Origin of the sequence: Sphaerisporangium album (assembly GCF_003323745.1) — a bacterium.
GTDB lineage: Bacteria > Actinomycetota > Actinomycetes > Streptosporangiales > Streptosporangiaceae > Sphaerisporangium > Sphaerisporangium album.
Genome location: NZ_QOIL01000007.1, coordinates 45,375 through 67,638 on the forward strand (window position 1 = coordinate 45,375; position 22,264 = coordinate 67,638).

The window sequence follows — 22,264 nt, forward strand, 5'->3', positions numbered from 1 at the left end:
TCCGTAAGGAGGAAACCCGTACCAAACGTGACGACGCCCCCCGCCCGTTCCCGCGGACGAGGCGTCACGGCCCGGACAGGGCGGGGGCGCAGCGCAGGACCTCGCGGGCGAGCCCCTCGTCCCCCTCGATGCGCGCGGCGAACGCCTCGGGCGTCCCCCGTCCGCCGAGCAGAAAGCAGAACTCCACCACGTCACAGGTGATCTGGGCGTCGGACGGCGCGCCGTCGTCGGGCGCGGCGACCCGGGCGACCGACAGCGGAACGTGCCACGCGCCGCCTCCCGGCCCGGTCAGCGTGAGCCGCACGGAACGCTCGCCCCCGTCCACGCCGGACAGCAGCATCGTCCAGGGGATCAGCCGCGCGCAGAAGTCGGCCGTCGGGTGGATGTGCGCGGCGAGCGGGAGCGGGAGGGGCAGGCCGATGACCGTGGCGGCGTCGTCGGTGTGGATCCAGGTCTCCAGCATGCGCGCAAGCAGGTGGTCCGACACCGGGAACTGGATGCCCCCGGGCGCGATCGGCGTCCCCGGCTCCATGGCGGCGGCGCGCGCGCAGATCGTCTCGGCCTGGGCGCGCCATTCGACGCGGGTCTCCTCCGGCCTCCGGCCGCCCGTGTAGGCGATCATGTCGGCGGTGCGGCTCAGCACCTCGTCGGCCGCCAGCGGCGGGCCGGCGACCGCGGCGCCGATCGCGTTGGCGACGAGGCCGTCGGTCGCGGCGAGGTGGGCCACGAGCTCCTGCAGCGTCCAGCCCTCGACGATCTTCTGCGCCCAGTCGGCGGGCGTGGCGGAGGCGAGCAGCGCGTCCATCGCGGCCACCCGTGCGGCGAAGGGCGCGGCGAACCCGGCGGCGGGCGCGGGAGGGCGGGCGGACCGCGCGGCCGGGAGCAGCCGGGCGAGCGCGCCGGGAGGCGGCGTGGACGCGGCCTCGGCGAGCACGTCGAGGCTCAGGCGGGTGACCGGGTCGGAGGTCCCCGGTATCTCGTCGCCGCGGCCGGCGTGGCGGTCCATCACACCTCCTCTTCGGCCAGTTCGTCGGCGAGCCTGCGAAGACCCAGGCGTATGCGTGACTTGACCGTGCCCTCGGGCAGGCCGAGATCCTCGGCCGTCTGACGATAGGTACGGCCACGGTAGTAGGCGAGTTCGATGGGCTCGCGTAAACCCCCCGGCAACCGGCTGACGGCCTCCCGCACCCGGGCGGCCTCGTCGGCGGCCAGCACCCAGTCCTCCAGGGGACTCGGCTCGGGTTCGGTCAGGCGCGGGCCGAGGGCCGAGACGCGGTGCCGGTGCTCGGTGCGCACGTGGTCGACGGCGCGCCGGTGGGCGATCGTGGCGAGCCAGGACCGCAGCGACCCCCGGTCGGGGTCGAAGGCCAGCGGGCGCTCCCAGAAGGTGACGAAGACCTCCTGGACGATGTCCTCGGCGACGACGCGGTCACGGGTGACGCGCAGCGCCAGCCCGAGCACGAGGGGATAGTGCCGGTGGTGCACCTCGCCGAGGGCGTTCTCGTCCCCGCCGACGACGCGTTGGTGAAGCAACCGGTCGTCGGTCCCAGGCGCCTCCACCGGGCTCCCCCCTCCTCCGGCCGGCCACGTCGGCCCGCCGCCGGCGTCCGCCGGCCACCATCCCGCCACCCGAAGCATCCCATTCTTGTGAAGAAATGTTGAGATGGATGCCTGAGCACGCATGAAACGGCGCGCTCCCGCACACAGAATCGCGCAGCGATCCGCCCGGAGGTTCCCTTGTCGCACGATGTCTTCAACCAGGCACCCCCGCTCACCGGCCACGACGTGTCCGCCGACCCCGCCCTGCTGGACGGCGTGAAGCGCGAGGACGCCGACTGGGCGCTCGGGGAACTGCGCACCCTGGGCACGCTCGCCGGCTCGGCGCGGGCCCAGGAGTGGGGACGTCTGGCCAACGACAATCCCCCGGTGCTGCGCACGCACGACCGGTACGGCAACCGGATCGACGAGGTCGAGTTCCATCCGGCCTGGCACGAGCTGATGGGGGTGGCGGTCGAGCACGGCCTGCACGCGACGCCGTGGTCGTCCGCGCGGCCGGGCGCACACGTCGCCCGCGCGGCCAAGTTCTATGTGTGGTCGCAGGTCGAGGCCGGGCACGGCTGCCCCATCTCGATGACCTACGCGAGCGTGGCGGCGCTGCGCCACACGCCGGCGCTGGCGGCCGTCTGGGAGCCGCTGCTGGTCTCGCGCACCTACGACTTCGGCCTGCGCCCGCCGGCGGCCAAGCGCGGCGTGCTGGCCGGGATGGCGATGACCGAGAAGCAGGGCGGCTCGGACGTGCGCGCCAACACCACCACGGCCGAGCCGCTCGGCGACGGGAGCTACGCGCTCACCGGGCACAAGTGGTTCAACTCGGCGCCGATGTGCGACGTGTTCCTCGTGCTCGCGCAGGCCCCGGGCGGGCTGTCGTGCTTCCTGCTGCCCCGCGTGCTCCCGGACGGGTCACGCAACGCGATGCGCCTGATGCGGCTGAAGGAGAAGCTCGGCAACCGGTCCAACGCCTCGGCCGAGGTCGAGTACGACGGCGCCGCCGCCTACCTGGTCGGGGAGGAGGGGCGCGGGGTGCGGACCATCATGGAGATGGTCAACATGACCCGGCTGGACTGCGTGATCGGCTCGGCGGCCGGCATGCGGTATGGCGTGACGCAGGCCGTCCACCACGCCACCCACCGCTCGGCGTTCGGCGCGCCGCTGTCCGAGCAGCCGCTGATGCGCAACGTGCTCGCCGACCTGGCCATCGAGTCGGAGGCCGCCACGGCGGCCATGATGCGCCTGGCCGGGGTGACCGACCGGGCGATCCGGGGCGTGCGGGGCGAGGGCGCGCTGCGGCGCACGGCGCTGGCGGCGTCGAAGTACTGGGTGTGCAAGCGGGCGCCCGCCCACGCGGCCGAGTCGCTGGAGTGCCTCGGCGGCAACGGCTACGTCGAGGAGTCCCAGATGCCACGCCTGTTCCGCGACTCCCCGCTCAACGGCATCTGGGAGGGCTCCGGCAACGTAGCGGCACTAGATCTACTCAGATCCATCGTAAAGGAGCCCGCGAGCCTCGACGCGTTCTTCGACGAGGTGGATCTGGCCGCGGGTGCCGACCGCCACCTCGACAGCGCCATCCTCAAGATCAAGGAGTCCGTCACCGACACGAGCGACCTCGAGTACCGAGCTCGCCGGGTGGTTGAACGCCTGGCCCTCGTGTTCCAGGGGTCGCTGCTGGTAAGACACAGTCCCCCGGCCGTCGCCGACGCCTTCTGCGCCTCCCGGCTGAGTACCGATTGGGGCCACGCTTTCGGCACCCTCCCTTCCGGCCTGGACCTCACCGCGATCATCGACAGGGCAGACGTGAAGATCAACTAGTCAGGATCGAAATCAGCCTGAACGAGACGTCGCGCGGGGGTCCCCTCCGTGAGGGGAGAGTTGGCGATGTCACTCAGCGAACTGCGCTTCCTGCAGGGCTGTACGCTCCGGCAGGCAGAGGCGGCACTCGGAACCAGCGTTGGCAACGCGAAGGTCCTGCAACACCGCGCCCTTCGCCTGGCGGCGAAACTCGGAACGGGTGATCCGGCTGCGAAACTTCACGGTCCCGGAGGGAAGACGCCCTGGCCCGGAGTGAGGATTCCGTCGGGGTCGTAGCGTTCATGGGCCGCCTCGAAGGCGGCCCATGCGGGGCCGTAGTGGGTGCGCCACTCCTCAGGCGTGGTGGGTATGGAGCCGACCGGGTACTGGTAACCCCCGACGGCTTGGGCGCGCAGGTAGAGGGAACGGTTGGCCTCCACCATGTCCTGCGGGCTCTCGGCTCCGGGTGAGGCGGTTCTGAGCAGTGTGAAGAGGAAGACCGTCTCCTCGTCGGGCAGGCGCAGCAAGGGCAGGTGCAGGCGGGCGCGGGGGAAGGGATAGAGCAGGACCACGCCGCTGGCGCCGACCTCGGTCTCGGCCAGGTCCTTGATGGCGGCCTCCACGAAGGCGTCGGTGCGGCTCGCGGGCAGGAGCATGTTCCACCAGGGGTGCGGGCGGTACCACTCGCCTGTGGACTTCAGATAGGCGACGCCCGCGGCGAGCCGGTTGAGGAAGTCGAAGTAGGACATGTCCTGGATCTGCCGGTCGCCGGGCTGGTCGCCCAGACCGTCGAGAAGCCTGGCGTCGTCGGGCGGGGTCGTGCCGTTGAAGAAGGCGACCGCTTCAAGCTGGTAGCTCCAGCCGGCGGAGCCGGTCGGCAGCCCGAGCTCTCCCTCCACGTAGGCGAAGCGGCCGTCGTTGACCACGCGCCGCTGGTCGGCGGTCAGCGCGGCGACGCTCGGGTAGGAGAGCAGGTAGTGGCGGACCGTCGCGGGGGCGGGCAGCAGGCGCATGGTGGCCTTGGTGATGATGCCGCACTGTCCTCTTCCGGCCAGCGCCGCGCGGAAGAGGTCGGGGCGCAGCTGTGCGGAACACCTCCTCAGGCTGGCCTCCCCCGTGACGACCTCCAGCTCTACGACGCTGTCCACCTGGGCTCCGTGGTGGTGGGTCTGGCCACCGAGACCGCCCACCGCGAGCGTGCCGCCGACCGAGAGCTCCAGGTAGTCGGTGAAGACCGGAGGGGTCAGGCCGTGGGCCAGGGTCGCCTGCGCCAAGCTGCTCCAGAGCGCGCCCGCCTCCACGACGGCCGTGTCCTCCCGCACCTCAACCGCGTTGAGCGGGGTCATGTCGATGATCAGACCGCCCGCGACCTGGCCCTGACCGAAGGTGGCGTGTCCCTGGCCGCGCGCGGCCACCTGCAGGCTGTGCGTCCGGCAGTACTTCATCATCAGCATGATGTCCGACACGGCGCCGGGCTCCAGCACGGCCCCGGGGGTCCGATGGACCAGGTGCCCGAAGTCGTCGGCCGCCTGGCCGCGCGAGGCGGGATCGGTCACCACCTTGCCCTTCAGCGGCGGCAGGTCGACCATCCCCTGAGACTGGGCGGCGCCGGTGACCCACGTGCGCGTGGACGGGTCGAAGCCGACCACGGCCGCCCCCGCCGTGAGGAACGCCCGTCTCCACGAATGCCACGTCATACCCGATCCTTTCGCAGGGCGGTCACGTCGCGTCGATAATCGCCGACGGCACCCGGCGACGCTACCCGCACGAATACGGATGACAGCCACAAAAGGGTTACTACGGCGCGGCGGGCGCCGTCGAGTGCGGGCGGGCGGCCGCAGTAGCGGCCTTCGGCCTCGGCCGCGGCGATCCCTTCAGCGGTGAGCTCGTTCTGCAGGTCGCGCTGGCGTTCGAGCGGGTCCTGGAGGCGATTCGGGTGCCCCGGCTCAGCCTGGGGCGGCCACGCAGGCGACCGGACCGAGTGCGAGCTGACAAGGCGTACGACTCCCGTTAGAACCGCGCCTACCTGCGCAGACGCGGGATCAAGGCGACGATCCCGGTGCCTGCGGACCGCGCCCGCAACCGCCGCAAGCTCGGCTCCCGCGGCGGCCGGCCACCGAAGTTCGACAAAACCGACTACCGCAAGCGTCACGCGGTCGAATGCGGCATCAATCGACTCAAGCGTAATCGCGCCGTTGCCACGAGATACGACAAGCTCGCCGTGCGCTACGAGGCCACCGTTCAGATCGCGATCATTAATGAGTGGCTGTGACCAGGGCTTTCGCGGGGCTTAACACTGCCTTGCGAAACTGGTTGTGCTTGAGGCCGCCCCGAATTCGGTACCCCTCGGACGGCCTGGGCCATAGAGTTCACACGTGCGTTGATCTCCCGAGCGGCGGCCAAGTGCCGCCGCGGACGGTGCGGGCGACCCCGGCAGGTAGGGCCGCCCCAGCAGGCGTACCCGTCACCATCCCACCGGAGATCACATGATGCCCACGCAGCAGCCCCTCACCTACCACGCGTTCGTCGAACTCGCCACCGCCGACCCCGCCGTCGTCGGCCTCGTCCTCAAGGGCTCCCGTGCCCACGACGACATGACCACCGAGCACTCCGACCACGACCTGTACGTCGTCCTCACCGACAACGCGACAACGGACCTCACCCGGTTCACCGGCCACCGCATTCCCGAACTCGACCTCGTCATCGTCTCCCTCGCCGAGTTCCGCGCGGCAGGAATGCCCGGCTTCGAGCGCTACGCCCTCGCCCGCGCCAAGATCGTGCTCGACCGGCTCGACGGAGGCATCGCCCAGATCCTGGCCACCAAGGCACGGCTCGACGCCGATGAAGCATTCCGGGACTCCGGTGAATGGCTCGACGCCTATGCCAATTCCCTCTACCGCTCCGTCAAGAACGACCGTGACGGACATCCGCTCGCCGCCCGCCTCGACGCCGCCGACAGCATCCGGTTTCTGCTGGAGTTGCTCTTCGCCCTCGACCGTCGCCCCCGTCCCTACAACAAGTACCTTAAATGGGAACTCGCCCGATACCCGCTGCCAGGCTGGGACACCGGCATGCTGCTGAATGCTGCGGACCGCATCTCAGGAACGGGCGACGTGCCCCTACAACGGCACCTCTTCGCCCATGTCGAGACAGCGGCCCGGCGCGCCGGGCACAGCGCGGTGCTGGACGCATGGGGCAAGGACCTCGACCTGATGCGACCGCAATAGGGGACATCGCGAAAGGCTCCCGCGCAACTATGGCGCCGCTTGAGACTTTCGCAACAGGCCCTAGATCTCCTCAGAACAATCATAAAGGAACCGGACAATCTGGACGCCTTCTTCCACGAGGTCGACCTCGCCAAGGGCACCGACCGCCGCCTCTACACCGCCGTCCGCCAGACCAAGGACTCCCTCACCGACACGACCACCGAACCGCGGCCACACAAGGAACGACAACCCACGCCCGTTCGTCTGGAAGAAGACCGCAGACGAGATCCTCGAATCCCTCGCACGATATTGCCGACGAATTTCAGGCGCAGGACACTAGGTCATGACATGCTCTTGGCGACCCGGTCGGCCGTCCGCTGGAGATGTTCGCGCATGATCTTGCTGGCGGCCTCGCCGTCGCCCGCCTCGATCGCGTCCACGAAGGCCTCGTGTTCGGTGTTGCCGCGGCGGCCCATGAGCGGAGCCAGCATCTGCGCCTCCTGTAGCGACTTCAGCAGCGGGCCGTGGAAGCTCTGCACCAGCATCTCGATGGCGGCGTTGTGGGTGCAGGCGGCGACCCGGACGTGGAACTCGGCGGACAGCGTCATCGAGTACGGCTCGTCCTTCAGGGCCGCCCGCTGCCGGGCGCAGATCCCCTTCAGCGCGGCGATGTCCTCCTTGGTGGCGCGCTCGACCACGAGCGGCACGATGCCGAGTTCGAAGACCATGCGCGCCTCGGTCACCTCGGCCGCGGTGAGCGGGCTGAGGTTGAGCAGGTCGGCCAGGCCCTCGCCGAGACGGGCGTTGGTCGGCGTGGTCACGAACGCTCCGCCGTGCGCCCCCACCCGGATGTCGACCAGGCCACCGGCCTCCAGCACCCGCAGCGCCTCGCGCACGGTGACCCGGCTCACCTCGAACCGCCCGCAGAGCTCACGTTCGCTGGGCAGACGGTCGCCGGGCTTGAGCTTGCCCTGGCGGATGAGCAGGCGGATCTGGTCGACGATGACCTGGGAGACCCGCGAGAGGCTCACCGGACTGAACAGGTCGGGCCCTGGGTCCGCGGATGCGGATCGGGATTCCTCATCGCCGGCCATCAGATGGTCCTCTCGCATCGAGCGCCGTTACGCACTGGCGTTGATATTGTACGGTGCGATGGGAGCGTGGTCATACCAATAGACTATTCGCCCAGGTAGGGGCCGGGAAACGATCGGGGTCGGTGATGCCGGCGGGACTCGGGCGGCTACGCCGAACCGTGGCGCTCGCCTGCCGGATCCTGGCCAACGCCGGGCTCGCCCCGGACATCCTCGGCCACGTGAGCGTCCGGACCACCGCCGACGCGATACTCGTCCGCTGTCGCGGCCCACGCGAGGTTTCATCCGACGACGTGGCGGAGTTGCCCGATCTGGGCACCGCCTTCAACGACCTGCAGATCTGGCGTCACCAACTCGCCCGGTTGCGGCTCGCGGGCCTCGGCCTGCGGGAAATCGAGGGTTAGGCCGAACGGACGGCGATCCGGGCCCGGCGCAACACCGGTGTCACGGCCGCCGCCGCGGCGCCGACCGAGACGGCGGCGAGCAGCAGTCCCGCGCCCGGGCCCCACCGCTGGCACACCAGCCCGGTGATCGGGCCGCCGATCGGCGTGCTGCCCAGCGAGATGAGGCTGTGCAGCGCGATGACGCGCCCCTGCATCGCGGGCTCCACGCCGATCTGCAGCAGGGTACGGGCGAGCGTGTTGAACACGATGTTCGCGACCCCGAGGCCGACGATCACTGCCAGCGCGGCGGCCAGCCACGGCGTGAACGCGGCGACCGCGCACACCCCCGCGAACACCCACGACCAGCGCAGCAGGGACCAGGCCATCACGGACTGCCGGGCGGCGCTGCCCAGCGCGCCGATCACCGCGCCCACTCCGAGCGCGGAGGTGAGCCAGCCGTACACCTCGGCGCCGCCGCCGAAGGTGTCGCGGGCGAGTAGGGGGAAGACCACGCGGAAGTTCTGGCCGAGCAGGGCGACCACCGCCACCAGGAACAGGCAGGCGCGCAACTCGGGACGGTGCCAGACGTACCGGAGCCCTTCCCTGGCCTGGCCCCGGGCCCTGGCCGCAGGCGGGATCCGGCGTAGTGCCGTGGTGTCCATTCGGGCCAGCCCGACCAGCACCGCGACGAAGGACAGCGCGTTGACCGCGAAGGCCAGGCCGACGTCGACGGCGGCGATGAGCAGACCGGCGATCGCCGGGCCGACGAGGCGGCCGACGTTGTGCACGGTGGAGTTCAACGACTGGGCGTTGATGTAGTCCTCCGGGCCGACCAGGTCGGTGACGAACGTGTGCCGGGCCGGGGTGTCGAGCACGGTGACCAGCCCCAGGCCGAGCGCGAGGGCGTACACCATCCAGAGCTGCACGCTTCCGGTCAGCACGACCACGGCGAGGGCGGCGGCGAGCAGGGCGCTCACCGTCTGGGTCAGCATGATTATGCGGCGCCGGTCGAACCGGTCGACGAGCACGCCACCCCACAACCCGAAGAAGAGCGTCGGCAGGAACTGCAGGGACGTCGAGATGCCCAGGGCCACCGCCGAGTCGGAGAGGTCGAGCACGAGCCAGTCCTGCGCGACGCGCTGCATCCAGGTGCCCGCGACGCTGATCGCGTGCCCGGCGAAGTAGAGGCGGTAGTTGCGGATGGCGAGGGACCGGAACACGCGTTGACCGGCGGCACGCGCGCGTACGGCGAGCCCGGCGCTCAATCGACGCAACGCGCAACCTCCCAGATTGGGCAAATGGTATTACATTTTTACCACACAGAAACGGCCACGATCAGGAGGAGAAATCATGGGAGCAACGGTTGCGGTGGTCGGCCTCGGGGCCATGGGGCTGCCCGTCGCGCGGCACCTGCTCGCCGCCGGCGTACGGGTGGTGGTGCGCGATCTCGACCCGGCGGCGGTCAGGGCCGCGACGGAGCACGGCGCCCATCCGGCCGCGAGCGATGCCGAGGCCGCGAGCGGCGCCGACGCCGTGGCCGTCTTCGTGCCGACCGACGCGGATGTCATCGAGGTCTGCCTCGGACCGGCGGGCGTACTGGCCGGCGTCGGCCCGCGCGCGGTCGTCCTGCTCTGCTCGTCGGTACGGCCCGAGACCTGCCGCCAGGTCGCGGCGGAAGCGCCCGCGGGTGTGGACGTGCTCGACGCGGCGCTCACCGGTGGCGTGCGTGGCGCGGAGGCGGGCGAGATCAACCTGCTCGTCGGCGGCAACCTGGCCGCCCTGGAGCGGGTGCGCCCGCTGCTCGCCCCGTGGACCGCCGCGGTTCACCACCTGGGGCCGCTTGGCGCCGGGCAGGTCGGCAAGACCGCGAACAACCTGGTGCACTGGGCGCAGATCTGCGCGGTCACCGAGGCGCTGGAGCTGGCGCGCCGCGCCGGGGTCGACGTCGGCGTGTTGCGCCGGGCGCTGATGGACGGGCCGACCGACTCGCGGACCCTGCGGGAACTGGAGCAGATGCGCCTGACCTGGCACGCCAAGGATCTCGCCAACACGGCTACGCTCGCCGCCGAGGTCGGCTTCGAGATTCCGGTCGCCGAGACGGCGCGGCAGGTGATGACCCGAATCGGCGTGGGCGATGTCGCGCGACTGCTGGGTAATGGGCCGCTCTACCAGTGACAACACGCGTAACATTCACGTAACAGTGTGGACCATAGGTTAGACCTTTAGCCCCCGCAGGAGTCTACTCGTCCGCATACGGCGTTGAGGAGGAACAGTGCGTGATGAATACCTGAAAGGCGTCCTGTCGAGCGAGAAGAAGAACCGCGACGCCTCCGAGATCGCGGCGCGGGACGAGTTCAACAAACGACACCCCCCGATCAAGGGTCTCGTCGTCCCGCACGACCTTCGCAAGATGGATCTGCCGGAACGGCCATGGCGCAACAACCGGGGCCAGTGGTTCGACCTGGGTGACTACGAGGTTCTCAACGCACATCTCGCCGAGCTCAAACCCGGCAGCCAGTCGGTGCGTCACCGCCACACCACCGAGGCGTACCTCTACATCGTCAAAGGCAGCGGCTACTCGCTGATGAACTACGACGATGACCCGGTCGAGGTGGTCGAGTGGTCGGAGGGAACCCTCTTCGCCCCGCCGCGCTGGGCCTGGCACCAGCACTTCAACCTCGACGAGAGCGACACCGCGCGGTACCTCGCGATCCAGGACACCGGTTTGCTGCGCACCATGCGGCTGCACAACATCGAGCGCCACTCGGTCCAGCTGACCAAGGAGCAGGGTTTCGAGCTCCTGCGCGCCGCGATCGACAACGGGACCGTGCACGGCGGGCACCACGGTCGCGCCGACTCGGTCGCCGAGCCGGTCACCGACCCCGATATCAGCTGACTCACCGTCCCTCGGGGGAATGACCCATCACCCGGCCAGCGCACACCGGCCCGGTGAGCACTGCAGGAGCTGCATATGCGACACCCCTCTATCATTCCCGCGTTCGCCGCGATGGCGACAGCGCTCGTACTCACCGCCTGCGGTGCGTCACCGACCGCGACCGGTGGCGCGGACACCGACGCGAAGGGGGCCGCCACCGCCAAGGCGCAGGCGGTCTACGACCGGATCAACGGTCTCAGCGGCGATGAGCGCCACAAGACGCTGGTCGAGCTCGCCGAGAAGGAGGGCAAACTCTCCATCTACACCTCGAACACCGACATGGACGACCTGGTCGACGGGTTCGAGAAGACCTACAAGATCGACGTCAGCGTCTACCGGGGGAACTCGGAGTCGGTGCTCCAGCGCATCCTGCAGGAGCAGCAGGCGAACTACTTCGGCAACGACTTCATCGACACCAACGCCGGCGAACTCAACATCATGAACAAGGAAGGCTTCCTCTACCCGTACCAAGGCGAGCTGCGCGAGGCGGTCCGCAAGGAGGGCAAGGCCGAGGGCTGGACGGCGTCGCGGTTCAACGCCTTCGTCGTCGGCTGGAACACCTCCAAGGTCAAGCCGGGCGAGGAGCCCAAGTCCATCGAGGACCTGGCCGATCCGAAGTGGAAGGGCCAGATCTCCATGGAGGTCGGGGACGTGGACTGGTTCGCCGGGCTGTACAGCTACTACCTGGGACAGGGCAAGTCCGAGGCCGAGGTGCGCGACCTGTTCACCCGCATCGCCGCCAACTCGAAGATCGCCAAGGGACACACCACGCAGGGTGAGCTGCTTTCGGCCGGGCAGTTCGCGATCACGGTGTCCTCCTACAGCCACACCATCGACAAGGCCGCCGACAAGGGTGCCCCCGTCAGCTGGCATCCGGCGTCCGGCGGCCCGATCCAGCCGATCATCGTCCGGCCCAACGGCGTGGGGCTCATGAAGACCGCGCCCAACCCGGCGGCGGCGATGCTGTTCACCGACTGGGAACTCACCGAGGGCCAGAAGATCCTCGCCGAGGCCTTCCGGGTGGGCTCGATCCCCGGTGCCACGGACCCGTTCGCCGGGCTCACCGTGGTCCCCGTACCCGAGCAGGAGCTGCTCGCGGACCCGAAGAAGTGGGACGACCTCTACGCTCAGGTCGTCAGCGCCGGCCAGGAAGTCCAGTGACGACGGCGGTGTCCGGATAAATCCAGGCGGGTGCCGGTACGGACACCGGCACCCGCCGCCCCCTCCCCCCGATACCGCTCGAACACGTCCCAAGGAGAGATGAGGTATGTCGACCGCATCGCCCGCCGTGACCGCCAACCGGTCGGCGCCGCTCAACCCGCGACGCAGGTGGTGGCCGACCCCGAAACTGATCATCATCATCGCGGTCGCGGGCGCCATCGGCTACCTCGCCCTCGTTCCCCTCTACTACCTCCTCTGGGGCACCTTCTTCGACGCGCAGGGCTTCACCCTCGGCGGGTTCGCCACCGCGTACGGCGATCCCCGGATCGGCAGCCTGATCGGCAACTCGCTCTGGTTCGCGGTCGGCTCCGCGGTGCTCTCCCTCGTGGTCGGCACCAGCCTGGCCTACCTCAACGTCCGGACCGACGTGCCGTTCAAGGCGCTGTTCTTCGCCGCGTCGATCATCCCGCTGATCATTCCGGGGATCCTGTACACCATCGCGTGGATCTTCCTCGCGAGCCCGGACATCGGCCTCATCAACAAGGTCCTCGAACCGATCTTCGGCACCGCCGCCGTCGACATCTTCACCATCTGGGGCATGATCTGGGTCGAGGGGCTGCACCTGTCCCCCATCGTCTTCCTGCTGATGGTCGCCGCGTTCCGCTCCATGGACCCGTCGCTGGAGGAGTCGGCGCTGATGTGCGGCGCGACGCGCATGCAGGTGTTCCGGAAGATCACCGTGCCGCTGACCCGCCCGGCCATCGTCGCGGCCGTGCTGGTCATGACGGTACGGAGCCTGGAAAGCTTCGAGGTGCCGGCGCTGCTCGGACTGCAGAACGGCATCTACGTCTTCACCAGCCGTATCTACTTCGTGCTCCGCAGCTACCCACCGGACCTCGCCGCCGCCGGCGCCCTGGCGCTCGGCCTGCTGGTGCTGGCCGTGGTCGGCGTCGCCATCTCCAACCTGGTCGGACGGGCCGGCAAGAGCTTCCAGACCGTGACAGGGAAGGGCTTCCGCCCGCGCCCGATGGAACTCGGCAAGTGGCGCCCGGTCATGGGCGCGGCGATCGTCTTCTACTTCCTGCTCACCGTCGTGGCGCCGCTGGTCGTGCTCCTGTACACCTCGCTGCTCAAGTTCTACCAGGCGCCGTCGATGGCGGCGCTGCGGACGATGTCGCTGGACAACTACGCCCAGCTGCTGAACATGTCGCAGGCGGCCACCGCGCTGAGGAACTCACTGTTCCTCGGGATCGCGACCGCGACGCTGGTGATGGCCGTGATGGCGATCGCCGCCTGGATCACAGTGCGGTCCCGCATCCCCGGGCGCCAGCTGATCGACCAGTTCGCGTTCGTCCCCTTGGTGATCCCCGGCCTCGTGCTCGGCCTCGCGCTTTCCTTCGTGTACCTGCGCAGCCCGATTCCGATCTACGGCACCATCTTCATCCTGCTCATCGCGTACGTCACCCGGTACATGCCCTACGGCATGCGCTACTCGGTCACCTCGATGCAGCAGATCGCCACCGAACTCGAAGAGTCGGCGCAGGTCAGCGGTGCCAGCTGGTGGCAGACCTTCCGGCGGGTCCTGCTCCCGCTGCTCGCACCGGGCTTGCTGGCCGGTTGGATCTACATCCTCGTGGTCTCCTTCCGCGAGCTGTCCAGCTCGATCCTGCTCTACAGCCCCGGCAACGAGGTCCTGTCCATCCTCATCTTCGAACAATTCGAAAACGGCCAGTTCACCGTGCTCGCCGCGCTCGGCGTGGTGATGGTCCTGACGCTGGTCGTGCTCGTCACGGTGGCATACAAGCTCGGCGCCAAAGTCGGGTTGCGGGAGAACTAGGCCCGGCGGGCCACGATCAGGAGGACACGATGCTTCGCGTCGAGAATCTCGTCAAATCGTTCGACGGCGAACGCCGCCGGCGACGCGCGGCGGCCACCGGCGCGACAGACCGCGTCTTCGCCGTCAACGATGTCAGCTTCACCGTGCACGAGGGTGACATGTTCACGCTGCTCGGGCCGTCCGGCTGCGGCAAGACGACCACGCTGCGGTCGATCGCCGGGCTGGAACGGCCCGATTCCGGGATCATCGAGGTCGGCGGCCAGGCGCTGTTCCGGTCCCTGGAGGGCCAGCGGGTGCTCAGCGTTTCCGCGAACGAACGCGGGCTCGGCATGGTCTTCCAGTCGTACGCGATCTGGCCGCACATGTCGGTCTTCGACAACGTCGCCTTCCCGCTGCAGGTACGCAAGCGCGGGCAGCGGCCCGGCAAACGGGAGATCGCCGAACGTGTCGGCCGGGTGCTCGCCACGATGGAGCTCGACGCGCTCGCCGGGCGGCAGGCGACCAAGCTCTCCGGCGGCCAGCAGCAGCGCCTCGCCCTCGCACGCGCCCTGGTCATCGAGCCGCCGCTGCTGCTGCTCGACGAGCCCCTGTCCAACCTGGACGCCAAACTGCGGGAGTCGCTGCGCTACGAACTCAAGCGGCTGCAGCGCGAGCTCGGGATCACCTCGGTCTACGTGACCCACGACCAAACCGAGGCGCTGGTGCTGAGCAGCTCGGTCGCGGTGATGCGGGACGGCAACATCATCCAGCTGGGCAAGCCGCGGGAGATCTACCAGAAGCCGAACAGCAGGTTCGTCGCCGAGTTCATCGGCACCTCCAACTTCATCCCGGCGAAGGTCGAGGCCCGGGACGGCGAACGCTACTCCGTGGCCACCGCGGACGGTTCGCTGGCGCTGAACTCGACCGCGGACCTGGCCGTCGGCACCGACGTCATCGTCTCCATCCGGCCGGAGGCGGTCGACGTCAGCGCCGTCTCGCGCACCGGGGAGATCCCCAACGAGTGGAAGGGCACCGTGGTGACCCGCGCCTTCCTCGGCGAGGCCGTCGACCACGTGGTGCGGGTCGGCGAGTTCGAGATTCGGGCGCGCGGGAACCCGTCGGTGTCCATCCGTCCGGGCACCGACGTCTTCGTGCAGCTCGACCCGGACAAGCTGTCGCTGGTGCCGGTTGACTGAGCGGGTCCTGCGCAACCGCGACTTCACCCTCTACTGGGCGGGGGTCGTCGCCTCCCAGATCGGCACGCGCGGCACCGTCGCCGCGAACCTCTACCACGTGTACCAGTTGACCGGCTCCATCGCGTACACCGGGCTGGTCGGGGCGGCGCAGGCGGTCGCGCTGCTGGTGCTCAGCCCGTTGGGCGGGGCGCTCGCCGACCGGCTGGACCGGCGCAGGCTGTTGCAGGCGGCCCAGGGGGTGGCGCTGGTGGTGGCCGCCGCCCTGGCCTGGCTGACCCTGACCGGGCAGGTGCTGGCCTGGCAGGTCGTAGCCTCCGTGGTGCTCACCACCGCCGCGGCTACGTTCGACCAGCCGGCCCGGCAGGCGCTCATCCCGGCCCTGGTCCCCCGGGCCCAGATCGGCCAGGCGGTCGCGCTGCTCAATCCGTCGCGGGAGCTGGCGGTCCTGGTCGGGCCGCTGCTGGCCGGGGTGCTGATCACCTTCGCCGGTCCCGGGCTGATGTACGCCGTGGACGCGGTCACCTACGGCCTGCTCGTCGTGGTGCTGGGCGTCCTCAGAATCGCGCCGCTGACGCCTGGCGGAGAGCGACGCTCAGTGCTGGGTTCCATCGCGGAGGGCGCGCGGTACATCCGGCACCGCCCGCTGATCTACAAGCTCATGGCGCTGGACCTGTCCGCCACCGTGTTCGGCGCCTACCGGGTGCTGCTCCCCGCCCTCGCCCTCGACGTCCTGCACGTCGGCTCCGCCGGGTACGGCGTGTTGTCGGCCGCGCCCTCGGCCGGTGCCCTGCTCGCCACGTACTCCATATTCCGGACCGTCCAGCGCAGCAACCGGCAGGGTGAGGTCCTACTCGCCGCCACGGCGCTGTACGGAGTCTCGGCGCTGTTGCTGGCGCACGCGCCGCTGTACCTGACGGCGGTCGTGGCGGCCGGGCTGGTGGGCGCGTGCGACGCGATGGCCACCACCATCCGGCACGCTGCCGTGCAGATCGACACGCCCGACGAGCTGCGCGGCCGGGTGACCGCCTTCTACCAGATGTCCTCCCGGGGCGGCCCGGCCATCGGCGACGTCGCCGTCGGCGCGTTCGCCGGGCTGGTCGGCCCGGTCGCCGCGCTCACCCTCGGAGCCATCGGCCCGATCCTGGTCGCCGCGGCGTTCTGGACGCGCGAAACCGTGGTGCGCTCCTACACCGGCGTCGTCGCCGACGAGTAAAGCGGCTTCGATCCACTTGGACCGAAGCCGCTGACACCACTACTTGGGCTGGCAGACCACGTCGACGAGCGCCGGACACCCGGTGGCCGCCACGTGGTCGGCGGCCCGGCGTACCGCGGCCTGAACCGCGTCCGGGTCGGTCACCGGCCCCTCCGCCCACCAGCCGAATCCGCGGGCGATGGCGGCGAAGTCGGGGGCCGGGGTGTCGATGGCCATGCCGATGGCGGCCCGGTCCAGGGGGGTGCCGCGCTGGCGGGCCAGCCGCTCCTGGTGCTCCCAGTCGTTGTAGTACGCGCGGTTGTTGAACATCACGACCAGTAGCGGCAGCTCGTACCTGCTGGCCACCCAGAGCGCGCCCACGTCGAACATCAGGTCGCCGTCGGGCTGCAGGTCGACCACCAGGCGGCCGGTACCCTTGTGGGCGAGGGCCACGCCCAGCGAGATGCCGATCTGGGTCGCCGTCCCGAGCTGCCGGCCGGGGTGCCGGTGCGGGCGGTCGAAGTCCCAGGTACGCAGGGCCCATTCGGCGGCGGTTCCGGCGGTGAGCACCCAGTCGTGCTCCCGTACCACGTCCCAGACCTCGGCGGCGAGCCGGGCGGTGGACACCGGTGTGTCCCCGGCCCGCTTGTCCGCGTCCCTTCGCCAGCCTTCCCAGGTGTCCCGGTGCAGGTCGCGCAGTTCCTCGCGCCACCGTTCCCGCTGCGCCTGCCGCGACGGCGGCTCTTGCGCGAGGATGTTGCGGCACTCTTCCAGCAGCAGCGGCAGCACCACCGAGGTGTCGGCGGTGACTTGCAGGTCGGTCGGGACCAGCTCGGCGTAGTCCTCGCTCCACGAGGAGATGCCCACGTCGTTGAAGCCCAGGTCGAGGATGGTGGTGCCAGCGGCGAGGCGGGAGGTGATGCGCCGGGTGGCGGACTCCAGCCGCTGGGTCGCCTTGCCCATGTCCTTCACGTCGACGAACAGCACGGAGTCAGCGCGCTCCAGCGTCGCCGAACCGGTCACGTTGAGCTCGTGCCGATTGGGGAAGTTCAGCCGCCAGTGGGTCTCGACCGCGCCGATCCCCACCTCCTCGGCCAGGCGGACGAGGGTGTCGAAGGATTCCGGGTGCCTGCCCGGATGGCCGAGGACCATCACCGGGCGGTCGGCGGCGCACAACCGCTCCGCGAGGTCGCGCAGTGCCGTCGGCTCGGGGCCCAGCGCCGAGGGCAGCGCGGCGAGGCGGTCCAGGTCGTGGAGGGGCACCTGGTTACTCACCCGGTCCTCCTGGAGACCGGCGTCGAGTGCGATGTAGACCGGACCGGCCGGTTGCTCGCGGGCGATCCGGTGGGCGCGGGCCAGGATGGCCGGGACCGAGGCGAGCGAGCGTGGCTCGTGGTCCCACTTGGTGTAGGCGCGTACCGCTTCGCCCTGCACGTTGGCGGAGTGGATCCAGTCGATGTTGGGGCGGCGGCGGACGTGGTCGGCGGGGCCCGAGCCGCCCAGGACCAGGACCGGCGTGCGGTCGATGTAGGCGTAGTAGACGCCCATGGTGCCGTGCAGCAGCCCGACGAGGTCGTGCAGGATGACCGCCATCGGCTCGCCGGTCACCTTCGCGTAACCGTGTGCCACGCCCATCGCGATCTTCTCGTGCGGGCACTCGATCATGGTGATCTCGTCGCCGCCGTAGTTGACGAGCGAGTCGTGCAGGCCGCGGAACGACGAGCCGGGGTTCAGCGCGACGTACTTGAGGCCGAGCCCACGCAGCACGTCCACCATCACGTCCGAGCCCCAGACCGGCTCGGAGTAGGGCGCGTAGTTCACCACAGGGTCACCGTCACGGTCTTCTCGCGGGTGTAGGACACCAGCTCCTCCAGACTGTTCTCTTTGCCAAGGCCGCTGCTCTTCCAGCCGCCGAAGGGTGTACCGGTCGGGCGCCTGCCGGTGCCGTTGACGTAGACGTAGCCCGCTTCCAGCGCGGCGGCGGTGCGGTGCGCCGCCGACACGTCCCGGGTCCAGACGTTGGCGGTCAGGCCGAGCGGGGTGTCGTTCGCCCGGCGCACCACGTCGTCGACGTCGCGCCAGGTGAGCAGGGACATGACCGGCCCGAAGATCTCCTCCCGGACGACGGTCATCGTGTCGTCGAGGTCGGTGAACAGGGTCGGCTCGACGAAGAAGCCACGCGACCGACCGACCGGGCGTCCGCCGCCGTACGCTACGGTGACGCCCTCCCGTCTGGCTGTGTCGAGGTATCCCAGGACCCGTTCGTAGTGGGCCCGGAAGGCGAGCGGCCCGACCTGGGTGTCCTCCCCCATCGGGTCGCCGATGCGCAGGCGGGCCAGTCGTTCGACGAGCGCGTCCTGGAACCGCCCGGCGATGTCGGCGTGCACGTACAGGCGGGAGGTGGAGCCGCACGACTGCCCGGCGCACCGGGCGATGTTCATTCCGGCGATGGCGGCCGTGGCGGCCCGGTCAACGTCCACGTCGGGGAAGACGATGAGCGGGTTCTTGCCGCCGAGTTCGAGGGTGACATGCTTGATCCCCTCCGCCGCGCCTCGGAGCACCGCACGGCCGGAGGAGACGGAGCCGGTGAAGGCGATCCGGTGCACGTCGGGGTGGGCGACCAGCGCGGCGCCAGCCGCCGTTCCGGTACCGGTGATCACGTTGAGCACGCCGGGGGGAAGTACCTCGGCGGCGATCCTGGCCAGTTCGAGCGCGGACAGCGACGACTGCTCGCCCGGCTTGAGCACGACGGTGTTGCCGGATGCGAGCGGCGCGGCGACCTTTCCCGCGGCGAACTTGAACGGATGATTGAACGGCACGATCCGGGCCACCACCCCGTACGGCTCACGCACCGTGTACGACAGCGTGTCGGGTGCGGGCGGGGCTGTACTGCCCCGGGCTTCGGGCGCCAGGCCCGCGTAGTAGCCGATCTCGGCGGCCGCGCTGGTCACGTCGGCGCGCATACCGGCCAGCGGCAGACCGGCGTCGCGGACGTCGACGCGGGCCAGTTGTTCCGCCTCGTCCTCGATACGCCGGGCCAGCTCCCGCAGCATGACGCCACGGCGGGCCCAGCCGAGGTCGCGCCAGCCGGGGGCCGCCTCGCGGGCAGCGTCCACGGCGGCCTCGACGTCCGCCGCACTGGCGGCGGGAACGGTCGCGATGAGTTCTTCGCTGGTCGGGTCTACGGCCTCGATCCGATCTCTGGCATCCACCCAGGCGCCGCCGACGTACATCAGGCGGTGCGGCACATCGTTCATCGCGGAACCTCCCGACGCGAGGCCGGGCTCGGCCGGGCTCATCGGGGGGCCACCCGGGCGTGGACCACCGCAGTCGCGCCCTCGCGGACCGCCGCGAGCGCGTTCCGCAGCGCTGGACCCAAATCGTCCGGATCCTCGACGGGGCCAACGGCCCAGCAGCCGTACGAGCGGGCCAGCGCGGCGATGTCGACGGCCGGGTCCGCGATGCGCATGCCGATCCAGCTGTTCTCAGCCGGGCGGCCCCGCTCCTTCGCCACCTCCGCCTGGTGCGGCTCGTCGTTGTAGAAGGAGCTGTTGTCGTTGACCACGATGAGGGCCGGTATCCGGTAGTGGGTGGCGGTCCACAGCGCACCGGCGGCCATCAGCAGGTCGCCGTCGCCGATGATGCCGACGGCGAGCTGGCCCCGGTCGCGGGCGGCGAGCGCTCCGCCGATCAGTGCTCCGGGCCCGTAGCCGACGCCGCCGCCCCCGGAGTGGCCGAGGTAGGAGCCCGCGCCCGGTAGCTGCCAGAGCCCTTCCGGCCAGGTCCGGGTGTTGCGCAGGCAGAGCAGGTGGTCGACGTCGCGGACCGCCTGCCACACCTCGCCGACGAGCCGGGCCGGAGAGATGCGCCGGTCCCCCCAGCGGGCCTCGACGGCCTCGCGTTGCCGGCGTCGCAGCCGGGCCGCGCGCTCGCGCACGGCCTCACGGCGGGCCGCTGCGGCGGCCGGTTTCACCCGGTCGGCGAGCGCGTCGAGCAACATCCGCAGACCGAGCAGCGGATCGCTGAGCAGCGCGATGTCACGCGGGTACGGCGCGGCGCCGGTGTTGCTCCAGGAACGCAGGCCGAGGTCACCGTGGGACAGGTCGATGACCACCCGGGCGTCCGCCGAGTGTTCGGGTCCGCCGTGGCGCGGACCACGCGGACGCGGGTTCAACATCGTGGCCGGGTCGACGACGTCGACGGCCAGGACGACGTCGGCCTCGTCGATGACGCCCCGGTCACCCGTGCAGTTCTGCGGGTGGGCGGTCGGGAGCGCGGTCACGTTGCGGTCGTCGTGGTAGGCCGCGCCGAGCAGCTCCACCAGCGCGGCCAGCAGCGGGGTCGCGGCCGGGTCGAGCGCGACCCGCCCGGCGATCACGACGGGGCGCTCGGCGGCGGCGAGGGCGTTCGCCGCCTCTTCCAGGATGGCCGGATCCGGTCCGAAGGCCGGTGCGGGAAGGTACGCGCGGGGGCCGGGCAGGGGTGGAACCACGTCCAGGCGTTCCTCCTGGCCACCGGCGTCCAGCGAGACGTACGCCGGACCGCGCGGTGCCGACAGCGCCCGCTGCCGGGCCCGCAGCAGGTCGGCGGCGAACGCCCCGGCCGTGGCAGGTTCGGCGTCCCAGACCACGAAGTGGCGGACCAGCTCCGCCTGGGTGGTGGCGGAGTGGATCCAGTCGACGGCGCGGCGCAGCGCCGGGTCGGCCGGGCCACTGCCGCCGAGCAGCAGCAGCGGTGTGCGGTCGCACCAGGCGTTGTAGACGGCCATCGAGGCATGCATCAATCCGACGAGGTCGTGCACGGCGGCCACGCCGAGCCGTCCGGTGGCCTTGGACCAGCCGTGGGCGAGCGAGACCGCGATCTCCTCGTGCAGGCAGAGCAGCAGCTGCGGGTTCCGGTTGCCGCCGTGGTTGACGACCGAGTCGTGCAGACCCCGGAAGGACGAGCCGGGGTTCATCGGCAGGTACGGCACGTCGAGCGCGTGCAGCAGGTCGACGACGATGTCACTGCCCCAGCCCGGTAGCCCCCGCGTCGGCGGCAGGCCCTCCGGCCGCTCCACGTCGGGGTTCATACCGCCACCGCCAGGATGTCGTCGGCGGTGAGGCGTTCGGGATCGGCGGCCAGGTCGGGCCGCCGCGCCACGGCGGCGAGCACGGTCTTGCGCATCCGGCGGCCGTCGTATCCGGCGCAGGCGGTGGCGAGCTTGGCGTGCAGTGGCGTGTCCTCGGCCAGCGGCCGCAACCCCGGCCAAAGGGTGGCGAGTTCGGCCAGCGACGAGGCGACGATGCGGGCGAGGACGTCGGTGTCGGGCAGGTCGAGCTCCAGTACCAGGTCGGCGCGGGACAGGAACGCCTCGTCGACGGCCCCGGTGAGGTTGGTGGTGGCGAGCAGCAGCAGGTGGGGGCACGCGTCGCGGAGCAGATCGAGACCGGCCAGGACGGCGTCGGTGGCGCGGTGCACGTCGACCGGGTTGGTCTCGAAGGACGCGGCGCTCCGGCGTACGGCGAGGGCTTCCACCTCGTCGACGAGCACCACGGTGTGCGGGCGGCGGGCGGCGAGTTCGGGCAGGGTCTCGGTGAAGAGCCGCCGGACGGCGCGCTGGCTCTCGCCGAGCATTTCGCTGGGGAGCGAATGCGGGTCGATCTCCACGAACGTGGTGGCGCCACGGGCGGCGACCGCGACGGCCGCCGCCTGGGCCAGGCCCTGGCACAGGGTCGTCTTGCCGGTGCCCGGTGGCCCGGAGAGGACCACCAGGCCGTGCGGCGGCCCGGAGAGCGACCGGAGCGCCCGCCCGTGGCGCAGCACGAGGACGGCGGTGCCGAGCAGGCGCTCCTTCGTCCCCGGTGGGACGATCATCGAGTCCCAGGGCCCGTCGTGGTGGTCGGCGGGCAGGGCGTGGATGCCGCTGATTCCCGGCGGCAAGCGGAGGTCGGCCACGG

20 protein-coding genes are annotated in these 22,264 nt (G+C 70.6%); 10 read left to right on the forward strand and 10 right to left on the reverse strand.

Translation table 11 applies throughout. The annotated features are described in order from the left end of the window. Positions 1-64: 64 nt before the first annotated feature. Positions 65-1,006, reverse strand: coding sequence for a maleylpyruvate isomerase family mycothiol-dependent enzyme (locus DQ384_RS14180; protein ID WP_114029265.1), 942 nt, complete (start codon positions 1,004-1,006; stop codon positions 65-67). After that, a complete protein-coding gene (locus DQ384_RS14185; protein WP_220182940.1) occupies positions 1,006-1,560 on the reverse strand; it encodes a sigma-70 family RNA polymerase sigma factor in 555 nt (184 codons plus the stop codon). Before DQ384_RS14185 ends, DQ384_RS14180 begins: the two co-directional genes overlap by 1 nt. Before the next feature lie 177 nt (positions 1,561-1,737). On the opposite strand from DQ384_RS14185, the gene DQ384_RS14190 reads away from it, so the two are divergent. Continuing rightward, positions 1,738-3,366, forward strand: a complete 1,629-nt coding sequence (locus DQ384_RS14190) for an isovaleryl-CoA dehydrogenase (RefSeq protein ID WP_114029267.1) — start codon at positions 1,738-1,740, stop codon at positions 3,364-3,366. Positions 3,367-3,435: 69 nt separating this feature from the next. On the opposite strand, the gene DQ384_RS41240 is transcribed toward DQ384_RS14190, so the two are convergent. Both DQ384_RS41240 and DQ384_RS14200 read right to left on the reverse strand, forming a co-directional pair. Beyond that, a complete protein-coding gene (locus tag DQ384_RS41240; RefSeq protein WP_181871206.1) occupies positions 3,436-3,588 on the reverse strand; it encodes a hypothetical protein in 153 nt (50 codons plus the stop codon). Next, positions 3,585-5,042 (reverse strand): FAD-binding protein, encoded by a 1,458-nt coding sequence (locus DQ384_RS14200; protein ID WP_114029268.1) that lies wholly within the window; start codon positions 5,040-5,042, stop codon positions 3,585-3,587. Before DQ384_RS14200 ends, DQ384_RS41240 begins: the two co-directional genes overlap by 4 nt. 362 nt (positions 5,043-5,404) lie before the next feature. On the opposite strand from DQ384_RS14200, the gene DQ384_RS44150 reads away from it, so the two are divergent. Together DQ384_RS44150 and DQ384_RS14210 are read left to right on the forward strand one after the other, a co-directional pair. Next, positions 5,405-5,617 (forward strand): hypothetical protein, encoded by a 213-nt coding sequence (locus DQ384_RS44150; protein ID WP_220182941.1) that lies wholly within the window; start codon positions 5,405-5,407, stop codon positions 5,615-5,617. A 214-nt stretch (positions 5,618-5,831) separates the two neighbouring features. Then, on the forward strand, positions 5,832-6,572 hold the full coding sequence (locus tag DQ384_RS14210) for a hypothetical protein (RefSeq protein ID WP_220182942.1): 741 nt from the start codon (positions 5,832-5,834) through the stop codon (positions 6,570-6,572). Positions 6,573-6,892: 320 nt separating this feature from the next. Here DQ384_RS14210 and DQ384_RS14215 read toward each other — a convergent pair whose 3' ends face one another. Then, positions 6,893-7,582 carry a FadR/GntR family transcriptional regulator gene (locus tag DQ384_RS14215; protein ID WP_220182943.1) on the reverse strand — a complete coding sequence of 230 codons (690 nt, stop codon included), beginning with the start codon at positions 7,580-7,582 and terminating at the stop codon, positions 6,893-6,895. A gap of 188 nt (positions 7,583-7,770) precedes the next feature. On the opposite strand from DQ384_RS14215, the gene DQ384_RS14220 reads away from it, so the two are divergent. Further along, the gene (locus tag DQ384_RS14220) at positions 7,771-8,046 is read left to right on the forward strand and encodes a class II aldolase/adducin family protein (RefSeq protein ID WP_220182944.1); all 276 of its coding nucleotides are present in this window, start codon (positions 7,771-7,773) and stop codon (positions 8,044-8,046) included. Here DQ384_RS14220 and DQ384_RS14225 read toward each other — a convergent pair. Further along, positions 8,043-9,299 carry an MFS transporter gene (locus DQ384_RS14225; protein ID WP_181871207.1) on the reverse strand — a complete coding sequence of 419 codons (1,257 nt, stop codon included), beginning with the start codon at positions 9,297-9,299 and terminating at the stop codon, positions 8,043-8,045. The genes DQ384_RS14220 and DQ384_RS14225 overlap by 4 nt on opposite strands. A gap of 16 nt (positions 9,300-9,315) precedes the next feature. Between DQ384_RS14225 and DQ384_RS14230 the strand changes: the two genes are divergently transcribed. From DQ384_RS14230 to DQ384_RS14255, 6 genes are all read left to right on the forward strand, one after another. After that, a complete protein-coding gene (locus tag DQ384_RS14230; protein ID WP_114029272.1) occupies positions 9,316-10,200 on the forward strand; it encodes an NAD(P)-dependent oxidoreductase in 885 nt (294 codons plus the stop codon). Between the two features lie 97 nt (positions 10,201-10,297). Beyond that, positions 10,298-10,921, forward strand: a complete 624-nt coding sequence (locus tag DQ384_RS14235) for a cupin domain-containing protein (RefSeq protein WP_114029273.1) — start codon at positions 10,298-10,300, stop codon at positions 10,919-10,921. 75 nt (positions 10,922-10,996) lie between these two features. After that, positions 10,997-12,121, forward strand: a complete 1,125-nt coding sequence (locus tag DQ384_RS14240; RefSeq protein ID WP_114029274.1) for an ABC transporter substrate-binding protein — start codon at positions 10,997-10,999, stop codon at positions 12,119-12,121. Between the two features lie 106 nt (positions 12,122-12,227). After that, a complete protein-coding gene (locus DQ384_RS14245; RefSeq protein WP_114029275.1) occupies positions 12,228-13,958 on the forward strand; it encodes an ABC transporter permease in 1,731 nt (576 codons plus the stop codon). Positions 13,959-13,987: 29 nt separating this feature from the next. Continuing rightward, complete coding sequence (locus DQ384_RS14250) at positions 13,988-15,133, forward strand: ABC transporter ATP-binding protein (RefSeq protein ID WP_114029276.1); 1,146 nt, start codon at positions 13,988-13,990, stop codon at positions 15,131-15,133. Then, on the forward strand, positions 15,126-16,346 hold the full coding sequence (locus DQ384_RS14255) for an MFS transporter (RefSeq protein WP_114029277.1): 1,221 nt from the start codon (positions 15,126-15,128) through the stop codon (positions 16,344-16,346). Before DQ384_RS14250 ends, DQ384_RS14255 begins: the two co-directional genes overlap by 8 nt. A 39-nt stretch (positions 16,347-16,385) precedes the next feature. Here DQ384_RS14255 and DQ384_RS14260 read toward each other — a convergent pair whose 3' ends face one another. From DQ384_RS14260 to DQ384_RS14275, 4 genes are read right to left on the reverse strand one after another with little or no spacing between them, the layout of a single operon-like run. Further along, positions 16,386-18,146, reverse strand: coding sequence for a thiamine pyrophosphate-binding protein (locus DQ384_RS14260; protein ID WP_147268774.1), 1,761 nt, complete (start codon positions 18,144-18,146; stop codon positions 16,386-16,388). Next, positions 18,143-19,582: an aldehyde dehydrogenase family protein gene (locus DQ384_RS14265; protein ID WP_181871209.1), complete on the reverse strand. Its 1,440-nt coding sequence runs from the start codon at positions 19,580-19,582 to the stop codon at positions 18,143-18,145. Before DQ384_RS14265 ends, DQ384_RS14260 begins: the two co-directional genes overlap by 4 nt. Before the next feature lie 38 nt (positions 19,583-19,620). Further along, positions 19,621-21,396, reverse strand: coding sequence for a thiamine pyrophosphate-binding protein (locus DQ384_RS14270; protein WP_114029280.1), 1,776 nt, complete (start codon positions 21,394-21,396; stop codon positions 19,621-19,623). Further along, positions 21,393-22,262: an AAA family ATPase gene (locus DQ384_RS14275; RefSeq protein WP_220182945.1), complete on the reverse strand. Its 870-nt coding sequence runs from the start codon at positions 22,260-22,262 to the stop codon at positions 21,393-21,395. Before DQ384_RS14275 ends, DQ384_RS14270 begins: the two co-directional genes overlap by 4 nt. Between the last annotated feature and the right edge of the window lie 2 nt (positions 22,263-22,264).

Excerpts from the sequence above, each read along its gene's own strand:
- DQ384_RS14270 (WP_114029280.1), bottom strand. The coding sequence starts at position 21,396 with ATGAACCCCGACGTGGAGCGGCCGGAGGGCCTGCCGCCGACGCGGGGG.
- DQ384_RS14245 (WP_114029275.1), top strand. The coding sequence starts at position 12,228 with ATGTCGACCGCATCGCCCGCCGTGACCGCCAACCGGTCGGCGCCGCTC.
- DQ384_RS14265 (WP_181871209.1), bottom strand. The coding sequence starts at position 19,582 with ATGAACGATGTGCCGCACCGCCTGATGTACGTCGGCGGCGCCTGGGTG.
- DQ384_RS14180 (WP_114029265.1), bottom strand. The coding sequence starts at position 1,006 with ATGGACCGCCACGCCGGCCGCGGCGACGAGATACCGGGGACCTCCGAC.
- DQ384_RS14250 (WP_114029276.1), top strand. The coding sequence starts at position 13,988 with ATGCTTCGCGTCGAGAATCTCGTCAAATCGTTCGACGGCGAACGCCGC.
- DQ384_RS14210 (WP_220182942.1), top strand. The coding sequence starts at position 5,832 with ATGATGCCCACGCAGCAGCCCCTCACCTACCACGCGTTCGTCGAACTC.
- DQ384_RS14240 (WP_114029274.1), top strand. The coding sequence starts at position 10,997 with ATGCGACACCCCTCTATCATTCCCGCGTTCGCCGCGATGGCGACAGCG.
- DQ384_RS14200 (WP_114029268.1), bottom strand. The coding sequence starts at position 5,042 with ATGACGTGGCATTCGTGGAGACGGGCGTTCCTCACGGCGGGGGCGGCC.
- DQ384_RS14220 (WP_220182944.1), top strand. The coding sequence starts at position 7,771 with ATGCCGGCGGGACTCGGGCGGCTACGCCGAACCGTGGCGCTCGCCTGC.